Genomic DNA, 19,744 nt, shown 5'->3' with positions numbered 1-19,744 from the left:
TGATAATATGCTAAAGATTGAAACTTTGATTAAGGATACAAATATCAACATAGGTCACAAGTCTACTTTTTTATCAATTAATAATCCATTATCTGGTGATTTAGTGAATCAAACCTTAGATGAAAATGACCATGATTATCTAGAAGGAGCAATCAGATTAGAATGCAACTCTGAAGTTATCCTAACCGAAAACATGGAAACAACAGATTTGTTATTTACATGGCAAACATTAGTTGAACCTATATTAACACCAGGAAATAAAGAGTATGAAATATCAATTTTAGATTCCTTATATGAAGTTAAGATATTAACCAATAACTCAGGATTTACTTTTTGTATTAATAATACATCAAGTAAAGACAATCAAATTTCAAATACAATTCCTAAAGATGAGTATTCGAAAGCAATAATAGAGGGATTCTTAGCATTTGGAGAATTTATCGTCAATAATCAATTTTCTTTTTCGGAGGAAAGTTCCTATTCGTCTTTCGTACAAGATTATAAAGCAGGAATATTATGTATATAAACATAAGGACAGAATGGTATAGGAGCCCTTCTAGATAAATTTGACCACTTCCTTGAAATCAAGAATAATAATTCCTTTAAACTAGAACGCAAATAATTACTCTCATCAATTTCAATTAGAAAAAACCTTTCAAAATGAGAAGAGTTTAAAGTTGTAAAGTATTCTTTTCTAAGCTCAGCTAGAAATTGCTTTTTTCCTTTTAGTGCAACAAACCATTCATTAAATAATAACTTTTTGTTATCTATCTTTTCTAGAAATTCTCTTTTAGATATTCGTCTATTCTCCACCATATTTTGGATTGCAAGATCTTTTATTACTTTTAATGCATTGTTATAAAAGTAGTGTTCTGCCTGAAAACTGCTACAATCAAATAAATTTTCAAATGAATTAATAGTCTTTTTATATTGATCAGCATAACTAACGGCATTGATATTGATAGTAAGTTTTTGAATAAAACTTTCTAAATCTCTATTATCGAGTGCAAGCTCTGTATGGTGTTCATATCTAACCTTATCACTTGTATATGTAAGAAAATATTTTTTAAAAAAATCAATTGTTATTGGCAATACCAGTTTTTCTTGACCAGACTTGTAGTGACCATATAAATAATATTGGACTGCTTTTTTTTACCTTCTTTCACTTGTTTAAAATGATCTAGCATCAACCTTAGCGGCTTTGCTATGATTGAGTGATTGTATTCAGTTTTTGCGTAAAACTTACATTGTGTAGCAATTTCTTCATATATGGTCTTAATATCTACATCTTCTACCCCTTCAACTGTAATAGAATCATCTAAATCGTCTAAATTTAGTATTTTTAGTATGGAGTAATCAAATTGATAAACATATCCAAGAATTGTTTCTGTTGCAGATCTTTTACTCATTTTCATCTCCTTAAAAATTATTCAGATGACAATTATTTTATTAATACTTACAGAGAAAATAGCACCTTAATACATTCTTCGACACTACATTATAATAATCCTATAAAAATTAAAATTTTTATCAATTTATTAAATCGAATTATGTGTTAGGTAGTATGTGTCTACTACGTAATACAAGGTATAGATGGCTTCTTTTAGACATTAAAAAACACCCTCTTCAACACTTAGTTTACTCGTAAAGGGTGCAATTTCTTCTTGTTTTTGTTGTTTAACTCGTTAATAAAGATATCAAAAGAAGCATACTTAATTCAAAGATATTATTTTTGATTACTGATTGTTAAAGTACAATCGGGTGACCATTCCATTACTTGATAGTGCTATACCCTCCATTTTATCTTTATGACTTATCTAAGTTAAACTCTCTATTTAACAAATCATCTTTAATATCTTTCTCTGTTAACACTTTTTTTCGAGTGTCATCAATTTGTATTTTATCCAATTCCGCATCATTATTTACTGAAGATGAATCTTCTGCTACCTTTTCTAGGCCAACTAACTCTACTAAATAATCAGCTAGCTTCGTATAATCGTCTAATGGCTTAGAAAAAACTTCATCTAGTCGATCACCATATTTCTGCTCCAGTCCTAAACTGTCTGCATGGCCAGATATTAATACTTTTTTTGTGTTAATATAGTTTTCATCAATATAGTCTAATATATTGTCGAAACTTTCACCCGGCATGTGATAATCTAATATAGTTACTACTACCTCGTCTTTATCTGATAGGTTTTGAATATCAGTAAAGCTTTTTCCATGAACCACTTCAAAATAATTGTCTAAGCAATATTTATACAATATAAACATTTGGCTTATGTCTTCTATTACCAGTACTTTTTTCTTTTTCATTTCACTCACTCCTAAATAATTTAACTATCTTTATTTATTTCAATAAACTTATTCCGGGGTAACTGTATTCTAAAATGCGTTCCTTCTGAAGTACTGTTTATGATATCTATAAATCCTCTATGTGAGAATATTACTTTACTACAAAAAGGTAACCCCAGCCCCGTCCCCTCCGTTTTAGTGCTATTATAGGGTAAAAAAACTTTATCCCAATTTTCAGGGGGGATCCCCTCTCCAGAATCATACATATCTATTATAACCTTATTACTATCATACTCTGTTACATCTAATTTAATCACTTTATTCTCTCTATCTTGAGGAGTTGCCTCTATAGCGTTTTTTATTAGATTTATTAAAGTTTGAGTGAAATAAGTCTCATTTACATACGCATTTACTACCTTCTTATTTGAATTAATTTCCACGAGTACTTCATTCTCTTGCAACTTTTTTCCCATCATCTGTTTTGCAACCTCAATACACTTTATTATATTTTCACTTTTCATCTCCATATCCATATCGTTCCTTAAAAATTCATTATAAGCATTTACTAAATTAGACAGTTGCTTGCTTGAGGCAATGACATCTTTCATCATCTTATCCGTTTGTGGTTCTAACTTTTGGATAGAAGGAATTATCTCTGAATAGCCCTTAATAATGGATAAAGTGTTTTTCACTTCGTGTATCAAACTTGCAGTCATGTTTCCTATATAATCCAACTTATTTTGCCGTTGAACAACATTTAAATATTGATGGTTAAAATCATTATACATTTTTATAAACGATAGAAGAATTAAAATAGAATAAATTAATACAGCAATACTGCTTATTAACACCTGATAACTAGGTATAAAATTTGTCAGACCTAAAATGAAGAGCAACAAGGATGATATAACTAATGTAGTCATAAACGATCTCATTTTATTATTTTCAATACTATGGCTTACAAAAGCAAGTAATATTAGTAATAATAGCAATATGAGTAAATGTAAATTAAAGCTTAATGCTAATCTCCCATAGACTGGATAGTAATAATCCAAATTTAACTGACTATTTTCTAGTTTCTGCAAATGGTCTATACCATAACGTGTCCAATTAATTCCATATACAATTCCTGTGCTTATAAACGATACGATAATTACTTTTTTATTTAAAATTAGTTTTGCTATTTTGTCCAAGATCTTGTTATTCCTAATGACAGAACTATTATATATTTCATAAGTAATATATAAAATTAAAGGAAGTGCTGCAATTGGTCCTAGCCTAAAAAATCTAAACAATAAAGTAACAATATCTTCATCTACAGCTGGGTATACCATGTAAAGTATTGAGATATCAATTTGCCAGAAAGTGATGCATAACATGTACAAAAAAATCAAGAAAGTTAATTTACTTTTTTCATATAAATGAAACAAAGAATATCCTAACAGTATTGGGATTAAACCGATTATAAAAATAAGAATTGAAAAAATCAAAATTATTCAACCCCCGCTTTATATTTTTTAATATAAGCGATAGAATTATTTCCACCGTAACCGTGGGAAGTAATCAAAACTTCAGAGACATCACTAGTTTTAAAACCATCAACAATATTTAATTCTTCGAATCCATGTTTATCAGTTCTCGCTGTGTATGGTATAAAGTTTCCTTTCATTCCTATTAAAGTTGCAATTAATTGAATTAACCCAGAAGCTCCAAAGGAATGTCCGACCATACCTTTAATAGATGTTATTGGAATTTTGTTACCAAATAATTTATTATGAGTATACCTTTCAATTTCATCATTAGCACGTAACCCCAGTGCTTGGCTGTTTACATAATCAGGGTTTTTATTGCCTACTACTTCTTTACATAACTCATACATACTGTTACCAGTATGATCGCTCCCAAATACACCTAACCCGTCATTGTTACTTTTAACTTCATCTATTTCTGCTAAAATAGTGCCTCCTCTTCTAATCGCATCTTCTTCTTTTTCTATAACAATACTAGCTGAGCCTTCCGCAGCGACAAATCCTTTACTATTCTCACTGAATGGTATTCCGGATGCTTCAAAATCTCTGCCAAGTGGAATAGCGCGTATTTTACTAAAAGCATATATGAGACTTGCGGTATTTGCTATATCGACTCCCCCAACTATTGCATTGTCTATCATCCCACTTCTTATATATAAAATCGCGCTTTCTAATGCCTCTAATCCTGCCGTACAACCTGTTGAAACAGTCTTGGCAATACTTTTCAAAGAGAAATGGCCATTAATAGCTGAAGCTGTACTTTGGTAATTTGTTTGTCCGCAAGCAAAGGTGGGAAAAATTTTATAGTCGCCTCTACTTGATAAAGCAATACTTGCTTCATAACCTTCTGTTCCTCCCAAAGAAGTTCCGATAAATACGCCAGTTCTCTCACTAGAGACCTCTAAACCTGACATTTCTAAAGCTTCTTCTGTTGTGTTAATCTGAACCTTTGCTACTCTAGGATATTTTTTATAGAGTTTCTCTTCTCTTTCAAATGATTTATTGTCTAAATATCCAAGTATTAATGTTTTATTCCTTGTGACTAAGTCATCTTTCATCATTTCGAGTCCGTGTCTTCCATTCCTCAATTGCTGTTCAAACTGCTTGCTGTTAGTGCTCCCCGGTACAGCCACTCCATACCCTGTTATCACTATTTTGCTCATACTTTAATCCTTCTCTCTTACTAAGTCAGTGTTTTATACAAAGTTGTGAAATATTTTTGCGATTCTGCCTTTTGATCATCTATACTACTTCGTAGATTTTCTATTTTTTTAATTAGAGTCATATCCATATTTTTATTGGTTTGCGATTCAACCGCTTTATAAATAAAAGATAGATAGTTAATTAATTTATCTTCAGAACCTTTTAAGTTTTTCTGATTGTTTTCTAAAAGTTTTAAAACCTTTTTATTTTCGGCACTTAAATTCTCATTATTATAATTTAATACATTAAATAATTGTTGTTGAGAAATGCTAATATATTCAGATAGGGCATCTAGTGATTCTTTTATAATCATGTATTCACTGCCGCTAACTTTTCCTGAAGATGAAAGGTTATCAGAAAGCTTCATATCTTCTCTTATAGCGTTTAGTTCTCTTATAGACTCGTTTAAGCTATGCATTACATTAGATTGCAGAGGAGAAACAAAACGCGCGATATTTTCTAAGTCTTTCTTAATTTCTGTAGAATACTCATTAGTGAAACTTTGAGTATATTTCATCATTTGATGAATATCTACTATTTTCTCTTCCATGTATTTATAATTTTCATTTAAAGTAACTGCATTATTGCTTTGCTTATAAAGGTCTGTAACTATATTTTGTTCCATTTCCGAGATGCTCTCTAATAGACTACTAAACATCACTTCTACTTGTTTTACATTCCATTTTGAATCCTTAGATAATAAATGATTTTTTAATTTATTAGTATCTAAAAATAACGATTTAATATGCGAAGTTAAGCCATCGCTTGTTGCTGTTTGTTGCTCTTCATCGACATTCAGAGATACAGCAGTTTTTGGTTTTATGTTTACATTGTTTAGGTCTATTTTTCGAATTAATTCTTTTACATCAGATTTTATTTCTGTTAAATAGGTATTGTTTACACTAATACTATTTCTAATATCCCTTTCCTTCAATAAATCGTCTATTTTCATTTCCAAAGACTCTAGACGGTTATGAGTAGACTTCATATCTCCTTGTAGAGAATTGTAATCAAAAGTGTTCTGCCTGAATTTTTTTATATCCTTCACTAAGTCATCTTGATTCTTTTCAATTTCAAAGTATTTTTGATTGATTTTAGAGTATAAATTTTCAATATTATCTTGGTGCTTTCTTACCTTTTCTACATCCGTTCCTACCATCTTTTTTTCAAAAAGCAACATTTTTTTCTCAAGCGATCTTATGAATTTCCCAATTATGAGTAATGATACGAAGAGAAGAAGTAGTAGACTTCCTATGATTAATATAAAAATACTAAATTCCATCTTTTAACCTCCCTTTATAAAAAAGTTCTTCCTATGATTTTTCTGTTTTCAGCTTAAATTTAATACCTATTCATCCAATGATATTATAAAAAATTAATACCATATATACCTATAAGGAAATCATGAAGTATACCAGAATTCAATCCTTAGAGCTATACCTCGACTCCTTTCATTAATCCGAATTACTTGGGAATTAGAAATGGGCTTTAATTGTAAGTGAGGAGTATCTACAAGCTTATGTTTGTCATTGAACGAACATTTAATTATAAATTTATAAATGGCTCTCTTCATAAAAATGTTCTGTTGTATATAAGCTACGATAAGATACACAGAAGCCAAACGTTCTAAACTGATATAATGATACCCAGATTATCATATGTGAGGAGTGAATCTTAGAAACAGTACAATCTGCTATCCAAGTAGTTGACTTTCACTCGTTATCTGAGGGACAACCTCAAGAAAATATGTAGTATATTTGAGGGAGAACAAGAATCAATCAACTATAAACTTGTAATTTTCTATAGGTATCCAAGTTTTTGAAAATGTTCTCTCGATTACTAGATTCCTTCCTGGCAACTTAATTCGATAGTCTAAAACTATATATTACAACCCGTCCTTACAAATAAGGAAACACAGATAATCCTCCCTTTTTATTCTTATTAATACTATTATCGGCATTTCAAAGTGACTTTTTAACTAGTATATATTTATTTATAGGTAGATATCCTCCTCCGCTAAAATCAGTTAATCATAAATATGTAATTGGATAGCTTGAAAATCTCATCTATCTAACTAGATACTGTACATAGCTCGTTTGTAAATATAGAATGCTACTCTATGGTTCTCTAAACTTCTTTATATAATGGCGAGATCCCCAACTTCTCTATTTTTAACAACACCAAGTATGTTATAATGCAAATTATTATCAACTCATTTTCATAAAGGAGCCGTTTTAAATGGTTAAATACAACTTACAGGACTTATCTTCTCAATTAGGAAAAAATGCGCTTTCTATAGAAAAATGGTTTAACGAGTTGGAAAATAAATCCAATTACTATGTCCCCGTTGAAGATGACAAAAAGGTATTTAATGAAGAGGATTTAAAAGTTGCTACCTTTATTTCTGAAAAGAGAGAGAAAAAAATGCCGTTTAGTGAAATACTGAAGCAAGTAAATGAAAAATTCTCCCTTAGGCAAAAAGAGGATCGTATTATCAAAGACTCTTCAACTCTGGATAAAAAAGAATTGCGCAGTGGGGGAAATGATCCTGAAGCACTTTTTTACGAAATTGCTCAAGATAATGAAATCATTCAATTATACAAATATCATTCCCTAAGAGTAATGTTTCTTTCTAGCGCTTTAGCTAAGAAAGTGAACTGCTATAATGAAGATCTACGCATAGCTGCTTTGTTACATGACATAGGTAAGATGGGGGTTTCAAAAAAGATTTTAATGAAACCTGGTAAATTAACTGAACTAGAATATACTATTATTCAAAGCCACTCTCACGTAGGAAATGTAATTGTAAGAAAGCACTTAGGATTAACGAACGCTGCAAGGTATATTAGAGATCATCACGAAAGATGGGACGGAACAGGGTATCCTCGTCGTTTGTTAGGAGATGAAATAACTATTCAGGGGCGTATTATTTCTCTGTGTGATGCTTTCGACACTATGGTGTTTGATCAACGTAACTATAAACAAAGATTAAGCTACGAGGAAGCATATGAAGAATTAGAAAGAGGTTCTTGGAAACAATTTGACGGGAATCTAGTTAAAAATTTTATAGAGGTTCTGGAAGATATTACGATTCCAGAATATATGATCCAATAATTGTTAAGAGCTTCCCTCCACTAAACATTATTAACTTTTATTTCCAAAAGCACGCGTTGGTATTAAATAAAGGTCTTGGCGATTCAATTATTGGTATAAGCAGGGAATTACGATGGGGTTTCAAGAGTAATTCCCTGCTTATACCTGGCGGGTTATTACAGTTTATGGGCTAGAAACCGACCAGTGTGGCAGACGGCGGAATTACTGGTTTATGCATTATATTTTAACAGATAACTAAATCCTCAGTAGATATTCCAATACTTCTATAAAATATCTCCTTTTTCTTTTTAGGATATAAACAAACCTGAAAAGCTTCGATACATATACTATCTTCTGCATCCCTTCTGAAGGGACATCTTGTATTGTTAACCACGGCTTATAATCTTCCCTCACGCCTTGTCCTCTACCTTCCAAAGTCCACTTTTCTATTTTTTTCTTCGTTGTCCCCCTGTTTCGCTTCGCCATTCTAATCCTCCTAAAAATTTGTATTAAAAAACACTAATTATCTTAAAAACCTAATAAAAAAAGTCCGTTACAAAGAGAGCTTAGTTAAATGGAATTTTTTAACTAAAGCCCAATTTTATAACAAACATCCTTCTTAAGCTAATAGATAATTAGTGCTGGATACACTAACTAGTTTTATTACTCCTTGTAGAAATATAGTAATGATAGTTCTACAAGGAGTATTTTAATTATTACCAATACAGCTACTTTTATTCATCCAAAAGAAGTTTCTAACTTTTTTAGTTAGTATACATCTTTTTTAGTTAGTTTCTATCTTTTATTGTTAGTTACTCACTTTTTTGTGACTAGACAACAGCTTCCACTTAGATTTGATATTTTATTCTACAGTTACACTCTTAGCAAAGTTGCATTGTAAAACAACAGAAATACTTTACTCTTTTCTTCTATCTCTAAGACTAGGTTGGAAATATTACAAACCAAACTTCACTTCTTTTCTCTACTATGTGACGTTAATTTAATCTCCTCCGAAATCCCCCACCTCAAACCCGCATTCCACTGTTCGAGTTAAAATAAAGTTTTGCTACCGAACCCCCGTTTTGAAGGGTTTTTGGTTCAATAATGACCGTTTTCCCGCTCTTTTCCACCTGTTTTTTTCACCTTTTTCGGACAGTTGGAATAAAGTTTTGGGAGTAATGGACAGAAGAATAAATCGAGAAAAGATAGACAGGACAAGGGGTTCGGCATGAAAAGACCCCGAATTCGCAAATGTTTATTATTACGAAATCAGGGTCGGAATAGCAAATGTTTATTTTGACGAGCAGATGTTTATTTTAGTTAGACAAAGCGTTTGTACAACCATAATAAACTCCTGCTTTTTTCCGCCCCTCCAACCCGCATTCCACCGTTTGAGTTATAATAAAGTTTTGCTACGGAACCCCCTTTTCGGACGTTTTTCGAATCAAAAATGACCGTTTTTCCGGCCTTTTTCGGCTGTTTTTTCATGGTTTTTTCGAAGTTGGAATAAAGTTTTGGGAATGGAATAAGGAAAAATTCTAGAAAAGATAGTGGAGAAAAGAGGGATAAAATAAAGAGAAAATATTGAATGAGTATTGATTTATTATTGAATTGGATATTGGATAAACCCAGTAATGACAAGGATTTAGGAACATAACTGCATTGAAAAGATATTGGAAAAGACATGAAAAAACTCGGGCTCCTGATGAGGAAAACCCGAGAAATTATTGGATCTATATTGAAAAAGCAAATGTTTATTATTACGAAATCGGTGGTGGGAGTAGCAGATGTTTATTTTGACAGTCAGGTGTTTATTATTGATCTACAGCGTTTCTCCAACCACGTAACAGCCTCCACATGATTCGTACTAGGAAACATGTCTACAGGCTGCACTTCCTTCGTCACGTAGCCACCATCCTCTAAAATACGAAGATCTCTTGCCAATGTTGATGGATTGCAGGATACATATACAATCCGCTGTGGTTCCATATCGATCATTGCTTGTAAGAAATCAGCTTCACAGCCTTTACGTGGTGGATCAACTACAATAACGTCTGGAGTAAGGCCCTGTTCTTTCCATTTTGGCATTACTTTTTCAGCTTGTCCTACTGTAAATTCAACATTCGTAATTCCATTAAGTGCAGCATTCTTTTTTGCATCCGCAATAGCATCTGGAACAACTTCAATTCCGTAAACCTTTTTCGCCTTTTGCGCTAAAAATAAAGAAATTGTGCCGATACCACAGTATGCATCAACGACAACATCATCGCTTCCAATGTTTGCAAACTCTAATGCTTTGTCATAAAGCACCTTCGTCTGTATTGGATTTACTTGATAAAAAGACTTAGCTGAAATCGCAAAAGTAATATCGCCGATTTTATCGTAAATATATGTTTCGCCCCAAAGCACTTTTGTTTTCTCACCAAGTATGACATTTGTACGCTTTTCATTTACATTTTGAACAATCGATTTAATCTGAGGGAATCGTCTCGTTAACTCGTCAATTAAGACATCTTTATTTGGCAATCTATTCGTCCGGGTAACGAGCACAATCATGACATCATTGGTTGCATGACCGGTTCGAATCATAATATGTCTAAGGTCCCCACGATGGTTTTCTTCCTGATAAGGTTCAATCCCAAGCTGGTTAGCAAGCTGTCTAACTACTGGCAGAATTTCATTGATTGTCTCAGCTTGAATACTGCATGTGTCCATATTTTCAACGATTCGATGACTTCGTTTTTGGTAATAGCCAACTATAAGCTCACCGTTCTTCTCTCCAACAGGGACTTGTACTTTGTTGCGATAATGATATGGATGCTCCATCCCCATAATTGGATGAATTGGTACATGCGGAAGATGGGCAACTTTCTTCATCACATTCTTCACTTGGTTTTGTTTCATATCAAGCTGAAGCTTATAGCTCATATGCTGTAGCTGACAACCACCGCAATGTACATGGCAGGTTGGCTCCACTCGTTCAGGACTTGACTTGGTAAGCTCCATTAATTTTCCGAAACCAAAATTTTTATTTACTTTTACAACCTTTACAATCGCTTCTTCCCCTGGCAGTACGTTTGGAACAAATAATGGATAACCATTAATTTTTCCAACACCATTGCCTTCATGAGTCAGGTCTTCAAAGCGTAGTGTGATTGTCTCGTTTTTTTTCACCGGTGTGGTTTGTTTTACCATTTATATCTTCCTTCAATTACATTATTTATAATTATTTTATCCTATTTCCTCTTCAGCAAGCAGTAAAATAAGTACCCACCGGCAAAGCGGACAGATACTTATTTTACTAATAAGAAAATACGGTTTTCAAATCAATCCGTAAATCATCAAAAATAGATACTTGAATTTCTTCCTCATCTGAATACAAACTTGGCCTACCGTAGTTTTGACTTTCTTCGAGGGTAAAAACACTAACCATCTTTTCTTGGGGTTCAACAATCCAATATTCCTGAACACCAGCCTGCTCATATTTATTGAACTTTTCAAGTTTATCTTTTCTTCCTGTCGATGGTGATAAAATTTCAATGACCATATTTGGAGCCCCTTTACAACCTGCATCATCTAATTTAGAGGTATCGCAAACAATCGTAATATCTGGCTCGAATACATTTCTGCTATCGTCTTTATCTTCTTCATCAAGATATAACACCACTTCAAATGGTGCAGGATATACCTTACACGCTTTTCCAACTAGATAATTAGCAAGTTGGCGATGTAACTCCGATAGAATTTCTTGATGGATTCTTGAAGGGGCTGCCTGCATATAAAGACGACCATCAATAATCTCTACTCTTACGTCCTCGGGCCATGATAAATAGTCGTTATACGTATAAATGCGATCTTCCTTTGGTAATGACATGTAATCACCCCAAGTTAGCAAATTTTATTATTTATTATAGCATTGTTGAACGGTCAATAACACCAAAAAGGAAGACTCTAATCCAAGTCTTCCTGCATATCAATAAATTCTTCTGGCACACAAAATTCGATGTGCTCCTGTAGGTTTACAAATTCACCAGGCAATAACCCACCATATTCACCATCGATATTTAATTGCATTTTTTCATCAGCAGATACTTTTACGTACCTCGCTTGTTTATAAATAATATTCTTACTATCCAAATGTGCGCCTCGTAGAGCGAGGGAGGCAATATGAATGAATTCAGCTAGGTTTGTTTTGCGCAAAATTAGCAAATCAAAATATCCATCATTCATTTTCGCACTTGGGGCGAGCTTTTCAAATCCCCCAACCGAATTGGTATTTGATACGAGAAATAACATAATATCATCTTCTAATACTTCATCATCATATTCAATCTTTACTTTAATTGGTTTTAGCGATGGAAGCATTTCAATCCCTTTGATATAATATGCCAGCTGTCCAAGCATTGTCTTTAGCTTGCTTGGTACATCATAGGTTAATTCCGTTAGCTTCCCGCCACCGGCAATATTCATAAAGTAATGCTCGTTGACTTTTCCAATATCCAGCAGCATCGATTTATTCGATAAAATAATATCCACTGCTTTATAGATATCTCGTGGGATTCGCAATGCTCGGGCAAAATCATTTGTTGTTCCAGCAGGGATAATTCCAAGCTTTGGTCGGTTATCGAAACCAGCTATTCCATTAATTACTTCATTAATAGTGCCGTCACCACCTGCAGCTACAATTAGATCATAGCCACGCTCTACCGCTGATTTCGCTGCTGCAATCGCATCATTTTCGCCAGTAGTAGCATGTGTGGATGTCTCGAAACCTGCAACCTCAAACTTTTCCAGTATCGTTGGCAATGCTCTTTTGATTGCTTCACGCCCCGAAGTCGGATTATATATTATTCGGGCCTTTTTCATTCTATTTCCTCCCCCAATATGTTCACTCTGAAGGCTTTATCCATTTAAAACTCGTACTTTTGCATCTAATAAATATCATAGCCTTTTTCATATCAATTGAAAAGGATTAAAACATATCGAGACTGCCATTTGCAAGCAAATGACAGCCTTCCATATATATTTAACGTTTGCTGAGTTCTTCAGAAAGAATCTTGTTAACAAGTGGCGGGTTCGCTTGTCCTTTTGTAACTTTCATAATTTGACCAACAAGGAAACCATGCGCTTTGCCTTTTCCACTTTTAAAGTCAATAATGGATTGCTCATTCTCATCCAGCACATTATTAACAATTTCTTTCAGCTGCTCTGGATCAGAGATTTGTACGAGACCTTTGTCTTTTACGATCTGTTCTGGATCTCCACCATTTTCTACGAGCTCAGCAAATACTTTCTTCGCAATTTTAGAGGAAATCGTTCCGTCTTCAATCAACTGTATCATTTTAGCCAATGCTTCTGGTGTAATCGCTAATTCTTGGATTTCTTTATAGTGTTTATTCATGTATGCAGAAACTTCACCCATCAGCCAGTTCGATACTTGCTTGATGTCACCGCCATGCGAGACAGCTTCCTCAAAGAAATCGGACACTTGCTTCGAGTTCGTTAATACATTTGCATCGTATTCGGATAAGCCAAGTTCTGAAACATAACGTTTTCTGCGAGCATCTGGCAGTTCAGGAATTTCACTGCGCACACGTTCTTTCCATACATCATCAATGTATAGTGGTACTAAATCTGGTTCTGGGAAATAACGATAGTCATCTGAACCTTCCTTTACACGCATGAGAATTGTTTCTTTTGTTTTCTCATCGTAACGACGTGTTTCCTGAAGAATTTCGCCACCTGAAAGGAGTACCTTCTCTTGACGCTTCTCTTCAAATTCAAGACCTTTTTGTACAAAGGAGAATGAATTCAAGTTCTTAAGCTCTGCTTTCGTACCGAACTTCTCTTGTCCAATTGGACGTAATGAAATATTCGCATCACATCTTAGTGAACCTTCTTGCATTTTCACATCGGAAACGCCTGTATACTGGATAATATTTTTTAGTTTTTCCAAATATGCATAGGCTTCCTCTGGAGAGCGCATATCTGGTTCTGATACGATTTCAATCAGTGGTGTCCCTTGACGGTTAAAGTCAATATACGAATAACCATCTTCACCGTGAGTCAATTTACCAGCATCCTCTTCCATATGAACACGCGTAATGCCGATACGTTTCTTTTTCCCATTTACTTCAATTTCAATCCAGCCATTTTCACCGATTGGCTGATCAAACTGAGAAATTTGATATGCTTTCGGGTTATCTGGGTAAAAGTAATTCTTACGGTCAAACTTTGTGTGTGTCGCAATTTCACAATTTAATGCCATAGCTGCTTTCATTGCAAAGTTAACTGCTTCTTCATTTAAAACTGGAAGTGTTCCTGGATAGCCAAGATCAATTGGGTTTATATTCGTATTTGGATCAGATCCGAATGCATTAATACTCGGGCTAAATATTTTCGAATTTGTTTTTAATTCAACGTGTACCTCAAGTCCAATTATTGTTTCAAAATTCATTAGTTGGCACCTCCAAGCTGAGGTCGTTTTTTATGATGCTCTGTTGCCTGTTCAAATGCATGTGCTGCACGATATACCGTACTTTCATCAAAGTACTTGCCAATAATTTGCAAGCCGATAGGTAGTCCATTTTCAGAGAATCCACACGGAAGGGAGATTCCTGGAACGCCAGCAAGGTTAACTGGAATGGTTAAAATATCATTTGCATACATTGTTAATGGGTCATCAATAAGTTCGCCTACTTTATATGCTGGTGTAGGAGAAGTTGGTCCAACAATAACATCAAAGTCCTCAAAGATTTTGTCAAAATCCTGTTTAATTAAAGTACGTACTTTTTGCGCTTTTTTATAATATGCATCGTAATATCCAGAACTTAATGCAAATGTTCCGAGCATAATTCGTTTTTTCACTTCAGGTCCAAAGCCTTCGCTTCGAGATTTCTTAAATACATCAATCAGATTATCTGCATTTTCACTACGCACACCATAGCGCACCCCGTCAAAACGAGCTAAGTTAGCAGATGCTTCAGATGAAGATAATAAGTAATAAGCAGATACAGCATATTTAGAGTGCGGCAAAGAAACCTCTTCCCATGTAGCACCAAGTGATTCATATACTTTCAATGCCTCAAGAATAGACTCTCTAACTTCTGGTGCCACACCTTCAGCTAAGTATTCTTTCGGTACAGCAATCTTCAACCCGCTAATGTCCTTCGTCAATGCTTCGGTATATTTCGGCACGTCAATATTAGCACTTGTCGTATCCATTTCGTCATGTCCTGCAATGACCTCTAATACTCGTGCATTATCTTCTACTGTTCTTGTAATTGGTCCAATCTGATCAAGCGAAGATGCGAATGCAACTAATCCAAAACGAGACACACGTCCGTAAGTAGGCTTCATTCCTACAACTCCACAGAAAGATGCTGGTTGGCGAATCGAACCACCTGTGTCAGAGCCTAGTGAGAACAATACTTCACCTGCTGCAACCGCTGCTGCAGAACCACCACTAGAACCTCCTGGGACATAATCTGTATTCCATGGATTTCTTGTTGGTGTATAGCTGGAGTTTTCATTGGTTGATCCCATTGCAAATTCATCCATGTTTAGTTTTCCAACAGAAATTGCTTGTTCGTTCTTTAATTTTTGTACAACTGTTGCATCGTATAACGGATCATTGAAGTTATCTAAAAACTGACTCGCACATGTAGTACGAACACCTTTTGTTACGATATTATCCTTAATTCCACCTGGAACCCCAAATAGACTCGCTGTAGCATCTGCTGCTTCATCAAGTTCTTTTGCTTTCGCCCTAGCATTTTCTTCATCCAAGGTTAAAAAGGCATTTACTTGTCCGTCTACTTCTTTAATTCTACGGTAAGATTCATCGACTAGATCCTGAACCGTAATCTCTTTATTATGTAGCTTTGCTTCTAATTCTTTAATTGTATGGTCAAATAATGACATCTAGGGTTTCCCTCCTTGTTTTAGAAAACTAAAGAATTTGCCTGACCTTCTGCGGCAAATGTCTTTGTTTACGGATAGAAAAGTTCGAAACTTAACTATCTCCCAGAATTGATGGTACGCGGAAATGACCGTCTTCGTGATCAGGAGCATTCTTAAATGCTTCTTCTTGCGTAATCCATTCCTTCGGTTCATCTTTACGCATTATATTTTTCAAATCAAGCACATGCGTTGTTGGCTCAATGCCGTCTGTATCCAATTCATTCAATTGTTCAGCATAATCGATAATTGCGCTCAGTTCATCTACAAGCTGCTCTACCTCTTCGTCCGTTACAGCGAGCCTTGCTAAGTGTGCTACATGCTTCACTTGCTCTTTTGAAATATCCGCCATGTGATTACCTCCAAATCAATAATTTATATAGGTGATGCTTTATTTTTTTCTCATTGTACCATTATAACACTATTGATAATAGCAAAGATAGGTCTAGATAGGCAAATTATGTTGTATATGAAAGTTCCTTAGCATATTATGTAGGATATTGGAAAACTACTTATATATATCTACGCAAAAAAAGGCCTGAAACAGGTTCCACTCCGTTTCAGGCAAATCCATCATATAGTAATAGGGTAAAAAATTGAAATAATTAATGTAAAAGTAAAAACTTAGAAAAATACACTTGAACTGCTGACACTAAAGATACTTGGCTCATGTTCACCAGCAATTTCAACATTATCTTGCTGTACTCCCTGGGCAAAAAAGAATCCAGTAGCCAGTACCGCAGCTAATGCAACACCTGAAAACAGCTTTTTCATTTTCTCCCCTCCTTTACAGGCTTATTTAATTATCATAAGTTGAATTAGCAAGCTTATAATATTTTACAGCATCTTTATACTTATATTGTTCTTCAAAGTGTCTAGCCAACATTGTTGAGTAGAATACCAAGTTAGCATGATCACTATGATTCTTTAAAAAAGGTATAAACTTATCCTTAACAAATGATACAAATCTGTCATTCTCACCATTGGTTGCATATTCAAACGTATGAATAATATAGGAGTATAGCTTGGAATAACCTTTATCCTTAGCCAAGTCCAGTATATTCTGGGCTTTGACAATAGCTACTCTCACTTCATTTATTTTATCTATATTATAAAACTCTTTAATAATCGATGTTATTGCGATTAAACGTTGTTCTAAATTTACTTCTTCGTCATTTGCTACTTTCTCATAAAAGCTAATTGCTTCGTTTGTCTCAGCGATTACAGAATATAAGTAACCTAGGTTTAAATTCGTTAATTGAATAATTTGTTTATCTTTATTCAATTCTCCCAAGTGCTTTGCCAAATTATAGTTTTTTATTGCACGGTCATGCATTTTGATTCGTCTGTAAGATATACCTAAAATAATATGGCACTGTGCACATCGTTGGAAATTATATTGTTTCATAAAAATTTCTAAAGACCGATTTGCATAATCAATCGACTCCAATGTATGTCTTAGTTTGCTATGCGTAACGGACATTGTATATTGAAGATCTGCTGTTTCTTCTTCAGTAATATCTATTCTATTTATTTTTTCCTCTGCAAGTTTATACATTTGCAAAGCCTGTTGAAAATCACTTGCAGTTGAATAATAATTCCCTTTGAATTTAAACCAATAAAACTGCTGTAAACTATCGAATGTACTGGCAATCTCACTCAGTTCATTAATCTTTTTCAATGCTTCATCAAAATTTTCCATTATGAGATAGTATCTAATCTTATGAATCTCAAACATTAGCAAGCTATTCGAAAGGTTTTTGTCCAGCATTTCCTGGATTTCTTTATATGTAGTTATAATTTCTTCCTTGTTGTTAACCTCAAACAGCATGCTATACCATCTGTTACATTTTTCTTTAATCTGTTCCTCTTGACTGTTATCATTCTCAATCCCAAGGCGATTGCATAATAATTGAATAATATCGGGACTAGCCTGGGTTTTCTGATTCTCAATTTTTGATAAATAGGAGACAGATACGATTCCTTCAGAAAGTTCGTTTAAGGTCATTTCCTGTTTTGTACGCTGTAATTTTATAAATGATCCTATCTCTATCAAAATACCCACCCTCATATTCAGAAATATTTCTATTTACTAGTATTATATCATATTTAACGGAAATGCATATTGGGAAAATCATAGGTCAAAAGCACGTATAACAGCACTTTAGTTTTCTTGATTTTCCTGAGAGAGGAAAATTTACGCGGTTTTTTCTTTTTCTGGCCTTGAATCCTAAATGTCAATCATATGAAGTGGATGTAGGGCTGCAATAAAAAAACAAACTAAATGAGGTACAGTAACCCTAACTTTTCGGAGTAAAAATTTAACAAGATTTTTCTCACCTAAAAAATAATTATACCATTATTTTATTCGAATAAATATGAATAATTAGTCTTGTATTACGACTAAAGTTTTAAATAATCCATTCGTTTAGAAAACCAGGCATTAAATCCAATAAAAAAGCTCGTTTAAATACAATTATTTAAACGAGCTTTTCATATTTTATAACATATAACGTGTCACTCTTATTTGTACATTTACATGCTTATTTAATGAAAAATATGAACTGTTGGCGACTCATCACCAGCATTTCGATAAATCAAACTTTCTGCTTGATTACTGGATGTAATGTTTATTTCAAGGTCATAATAGTTTGAGAACATGTCTTGAACAAGTCCATATGCATATTGTGTGAAACCTATTACCTCTGCTTTTCCATAAAACTCTATCGGAACCTCAATCGTTAATTTTTGCAATTCACCATCAACATAAAATCCTTCTCCAATTAAACCAACATAGTTAGGGAAAAACTCAGCGATTTCATTGCCAAAACTAGTTACAATCTCATGGTCATCGTAATACTTTTCTCTTCCTTCAGCTGAAGGGAATAAAATATTTTCTTCATCAACGTCTTCCCAATCACCTATCGAATTGCTTCCACCTGATACATTTGCTTTAGCGACAAAGCTCCCTGGCACAGGTGATGCTTGTTCTGCTTCTCGATACAATGCAACCATAATTGGAATCTCACCTAGCCCCTCCTCTTGGCGAATCTCCTCCACAACAGCTTCAGCAATTCGATTACCTTGCTCGAGCATATCTTCCTCTGAAATATTTTCATAATAATATGGTCCACCGATTTCGGTTTGGAAGCGATAAACGGATTTAAGCGCAATTCCGATAGACATTCCTGCGATTTGAACGGTGCCATCATCATTTTGTTTCAAATAATTTTGCTCCAATATATGCGATAGATAGCGCGGATTGTCGCGATACGTATCCTCATCCGATCCTGTTTCCACCTGTGGATTCAAACCATCGATCCATTCATAGATTCGTCCTGATGTTAAATATTGTCCTTCTTGAAAATAGAAATCATTTGGGTCGAAAACATCCTTTGATAACCGCTGCAGGCCTTGCTCCATCTCATCAATGTCTACTCGGTTTGCCAATTGATTGACAATAACACCTCTCGCCTGACTCGTTTTGTAAGGAAGAATCATTTTATAATTTTCATCCGATAATTGATAGCTAGGGACAATAGAAGTTTCTTGTTCAGTATCATCATTTTGCAGCACTTCTTCTTCGGTTGGTGTTTGTACACATCCCGTTATAATTAGGAGTGTACATAACAAAACAGCACTTATTTTTTTCAAAGTTTAACACT

Annotated in this window: 18 protein-coding genes; 2 read left to right on the top strand and 16 right to left on the bottom strand. The window is 34.0% G+C overall.

The features are described 5' to 3' along the window. The first annotated feature begins 7 nt into the window (after positions 1 to 7). Positions 8 to 526, top strand: a complete 519-nt coding sequence (locus D1B32_RS18735) for a hypothetical protein (protein ID WP_118890136.1) — start codon at positions 8 to 10, stop codon at positions 524 to 526. On the opposite strand, the gene D1B32_RS18730 is transcribed toward D1B32_RS18735, so the two are convergent. The 6 genes from D1B32_RS18730 to D1B32_RS18705 form a co-directional block, all read right to left on the bottom strand. Next, a complete protein-coding gene (locus tag D1B32_RS18730; RefSeq protein WP_095312673.1) occupies positions 499 to 1,092 on the bottom strand; it encodes a hypothetical protein in 594 nt (197 codons plus the stop codon). The genes D1B32_RS18735 and D1B32_RS18730 overlap by 28 nt on opposite strands. Then, positions 1,083 to 1,409: a hypothetical protein gene (locus tag D1B32_RS18725; RefSeq protein WP_095312670.1), complete on the bottom strand. Its 327-nt coding sequence runs from the start codon at positions 1,407 to 1,409 to the stop codon at positions 1,083 to 1,085. The genes D1B32_RS18730 and D1B32_RS18725 overlap by 10 nt, the downstream gene beginning before the upstream one ends. Positions 1,410 to 1,806: 397 nt before the next feature. Continuing rightward, a complete protein-coding gene (locus D1B32_RS18720; RefSeq protein WP_095312669.1) occupies positions 1,807 to 2,316 on the bottom strand; it encodes a DNA-binding transcriptional response regulator in 510 nt (169 codons plus the stop codon). 20 nt (positions 2,317 to 2,336) lie between these two features. Then, positions 2,337 to 3,785, bottom strand: coding sequence for a sensor histidine kinase (locus D1B32_RS18715; protein ID WP_095312667.1), 1,449 nt, complete (start codon positions 3,783 to 3,785; stop codon positions 2,337 to 2,339). Positions 3,786 to 3,787: 2 nt separating this feature from the next. After that, the gene (locus D1B32_RS18710; RefSeq protein ID WP_095312665.1) at positions 3,788 to 4,987 is read right to left on the bottom strand and encodes a beta-ketoacyl synthase N-terminal-like domain-containing protein; all 1,200 of its coding nucleotides are present in this window, start codon (positions 4,985 to 4,987) and stop codon (positions 3,788 to 3,790) included. A 20-nt stretch (positions 4,988 to 5,007) separates the two neighbouring features. Further along, positions 5,008 to 6,309 (bottom strand): coiled-coil domain-containing protein, encoded by a 1,302-nt coding sequence (locus tag D1B32_RS18705; RefSeq protein WP_118890135.1) that lies wholly within the window; start codon positions 6,307 to 6,309, stop codon positions 5,008 to 5,010. A gap of 956 nt (positions 6,310 to 7,265) precedes the next feature. Between D1B32_RS18705 and D1B32_RS18700 the strand changes: the two genes are divergently transcribed. Further along, on the top strand, positions 7,266 to 8,141 hold the full coding sequence (locus D1B32_RS18700; RefSeq protein ID WP_240033839.1) for an HD domain-containing phosphohydrolase: 876 nt from the start codon (positions 7,266 to 7,268) through the stop codon (positions 8,139 to 8,141). 234 nt (positions 8,142 to 8,375) lie between these two features. Here D1B32_RS18700 and D1B32_RS18695 read toward each other — a convergent pair whose 3' ends face one another. From D1B32_RS18695 to D1B32_RS18650, 10 genes are all read right to left on the bottom strand, one after another. Further along, positions 8,376 to 8,606 carry a hypothetical protein gene (locus D1B32_RS18695; RefSeq protein WP_095312661.1) on the bottom strand — a complete coding sequence of 77 codons (231 nt, stop codon included), beginning with the start codon at positions 8,604 to 8,606 and terminating at the stop codon, positions 8,376 to 8,378. Between the two features lie 1,317 nt (positions 8,607 to 9,923). Further along, on the bottom strand, positions 9,924 to 11,315 hold the full coding sequence (gene rlmD / locus D1B32_RS18685; RefSeq protein WP_118890133.1) for a 23S rRNA (uracil(1939)-C(5))-methyltransferase RlmD: 1,392 nt from the start codon (positions 11,313 to 11,315) through the stop codon (positions 9,924 to 9,926). A 106-nt stretch (positions 11,316 to 11,421) separates the two neighbouring features. Next, positions 11,422 to 11,994, bottom strand: a complete 573-nt coding sequence (locus D1B32_RS18680; protein WP_118890132.1) for a Uma2 family endonuclease — start codon at positions 11,992 to 11,994, stop codon at positions 11,422 to 11,424. A 77-nt stretch (positions 11,995 to 12,071) separates the two neighbouring features. Beyond that, positions 12,072 to 12,986 carry a diacylglycerol kinase gene (locus D1B32_RS18675; RefSeq protein WP_095312656.1) on the bottom strand — a complete coding sequence of 305 codons (915 nt, stop codon included), beginning with the start codon at positions 12,984 to 12,986 and terminating at the stop codon, positions 12,072 to 12,074. Positions 12,987 to 13,146: 160 nt separating this feature from the next. Further along, positions 13,147 to 14,577: an Asp-tRNA(Asn)/Glu-tRNA(Gln) amidotransferase subunit GatB gene (gene gatB / locus D1B32_RS18670; RefSeq protein WP_118890131.1), complete on the bottom strand. Its 1,431-nt coding sequence runs from the start codon at positions 14,575 to 14,577 to the stop codon at positions 13,147 to 13,149. After that, positions 14,577 to 16,043 (bottom strand): Asp-tRNA(Asn)/Glu-tRNA(Gln) amidotransferase subunit GatA, encoded by a 1,467-nt coding sequence (gene gatA / locus D1B32_RS18665; protein ID WP_095312653.1) that lies wholly within the window; start codon positions 16,041 to 16,043, stop codon positions 14,577 to 14,579. The genes gatB and gatA overlap by 1 nt, the downstream gene beginning before the upstream one ends. Before the next feature lie 91 nt (positions 16,044 to 16,134). After that, positions 16,135 to 16,431 (bottom strand): Asp-tRNA(Asn)/Glu-tRNA(Gln) amidotransferase subunit GatC, encoded by a 297-nt coding sequence (gene gatC, locus D1B32_RS18660; RefSeq protein WP_118890130.1) that lies wholly within the window; start codon positions 16,429 to 16,431, stop codon positions 16,135 to 16,137. Positions 16,432 to 16,703: 272 nt separating this feature from the next. After that, positions 16,704 to 16,853: a hypothetical protein gene (locus tag D1B32_RS23880; protein ID WP_158586294.1), complete on the bottom strand. Its 150-nt coding sequence runs from the start codon at positions 16,851 to 16,853 to the stop codon at positions 16,704 to 16,706. Positions 16,854 to 16,878: 25 nt separating this feature from the next. After that, a complete protein-coding gene (locus D1B32_RS18655) occupies positions 16,879 to 18,135 on the bottom strand; it encodes a helix-turn-helix domain-containing protein (protein ID WP_118890129.1) in 1,257 nt (418 codons plus the stop codon). A gap of 491 nt (positions 18,136 to 18,626) precedes the next feature. Beyond that, positions 18,627 to 19,733 carry a CamS family sex pheromone protein gene (locus D1B32_RS18650; protein WP_095312647.1) on the bottom strand — a complete coding sequence of 369 codons (1,107 nt, stop codon included), beginning with the start codon at positions 19,731 to 19,733 and terminating at the stop codon, positions 18,627 to 18,629. Positions 19,734 to 19,744 lie beyond the last annotated feature (11 nt).

This window comes from Oceanobacillus profundus (assembly GCF_003515705.1).
GTDB classification, from domain to species: Bacteria; Bacillota; Bacilli; order Bacillales; family Amphibacillaceae; genus Oceanobacillus; species Oceanobacillus profundus.
Note: the sequence above shows the minus strand (reverse complement) of the source record. Positions and strands in the feature narration are given on the sequence as shown.

Coding starts and splice junctions, on each gene's coding strand:
- D1B32_RS18735 (WP_118890136.1), top strand. CDS start 8: ATGCTAAAGATTGAAACTTTGATTAAGGATACAAATATCAACATAGGT.
- D1B32_RS18725 (WP_095312670.1), bottom strand. CDS start 1,409: ATGAGTAAAAGATCTGCAACAGAAACAATTCTTGGATATGTTTATCAA.
- D1B32_RS18720 (WP_095312669.1), bottom strand. CDS start 2,316: ATGAAAAAGAAAAAAGTACTGGTAATAGAAGACATAAGCCAAATGTTT.
- D1B32_RS18710 (WP_095312665.1), bottom strand. CDS start 4,987: ATGAGCAAAATAGTGATAACAGGGTATGGAGTGGCTGTACCGGGGAGC.
- D1B32_RS18705 (WP_118890135.1), bottom strand. CDS start 6,309: ATGGAATTTAGTATTTTTATATTAATCATAGGAAGTCTACTACTTCTT.
- D1B32_RS18700 (WP_240033839.1), top strand. CDS start 7,266: ATGGTTAAATACAACTTACAGGACTTATCTTCTCAATTAGGAAAAAAT.
- D1B32_RS18695 (WP_095312661.1), bottom strand. CDS start 8,606: ATGGCGAAGCGAAACAGGGGGACAACGAAGAAAAAAATAGAAAAGTGG.
- rlmD (WP_118890133.1), bottom strand. CDS start 11,315: ATGGTAAAACAAACCACACCGGTGAAAAAAAACGAGACAATCACACTA.
- D1B32_RS18680 (WP_118890132.1), bottom strand. CDS start 11,994: ATGTCATTACCAAAGGAAGATCGCATTTATACGTATAACGACTATTTA.
- D1B32_RS18675 (WP_095312656.1), bottom strand. CDS start 12,986: ATGAAAAAGGCCCGAATAATATATAATCCGACTTCGGGGCGTGAAGCA.
- gatB (WP_118890131.1), bottom strand. CDS start 14,577: ATGAATTTTGAAACAATAATTGGACTTGAGGTACACGTTGAATTAAAA.
- gatA (WP_095312653.1), bottom strand. CDS start 16,043: ATGTCATTATTTGACCATACAATTAAAGAATTAGAAGCAAAGCTACAT.
- gatC (WP_118890130.1), bottom strand. CDS start 16,431: ATGGCGGATATTTCAAAAGAGCAAGTGAAGCATGTAGCACACTTAGCA.
- D1B32_RS23880 (WP_158586294.1), bottom strand. CDS start 16,853: ATGAAAAAGCTGTTTTCAGGTGTTGCATTAGCTGCGGTACTGGCTACT.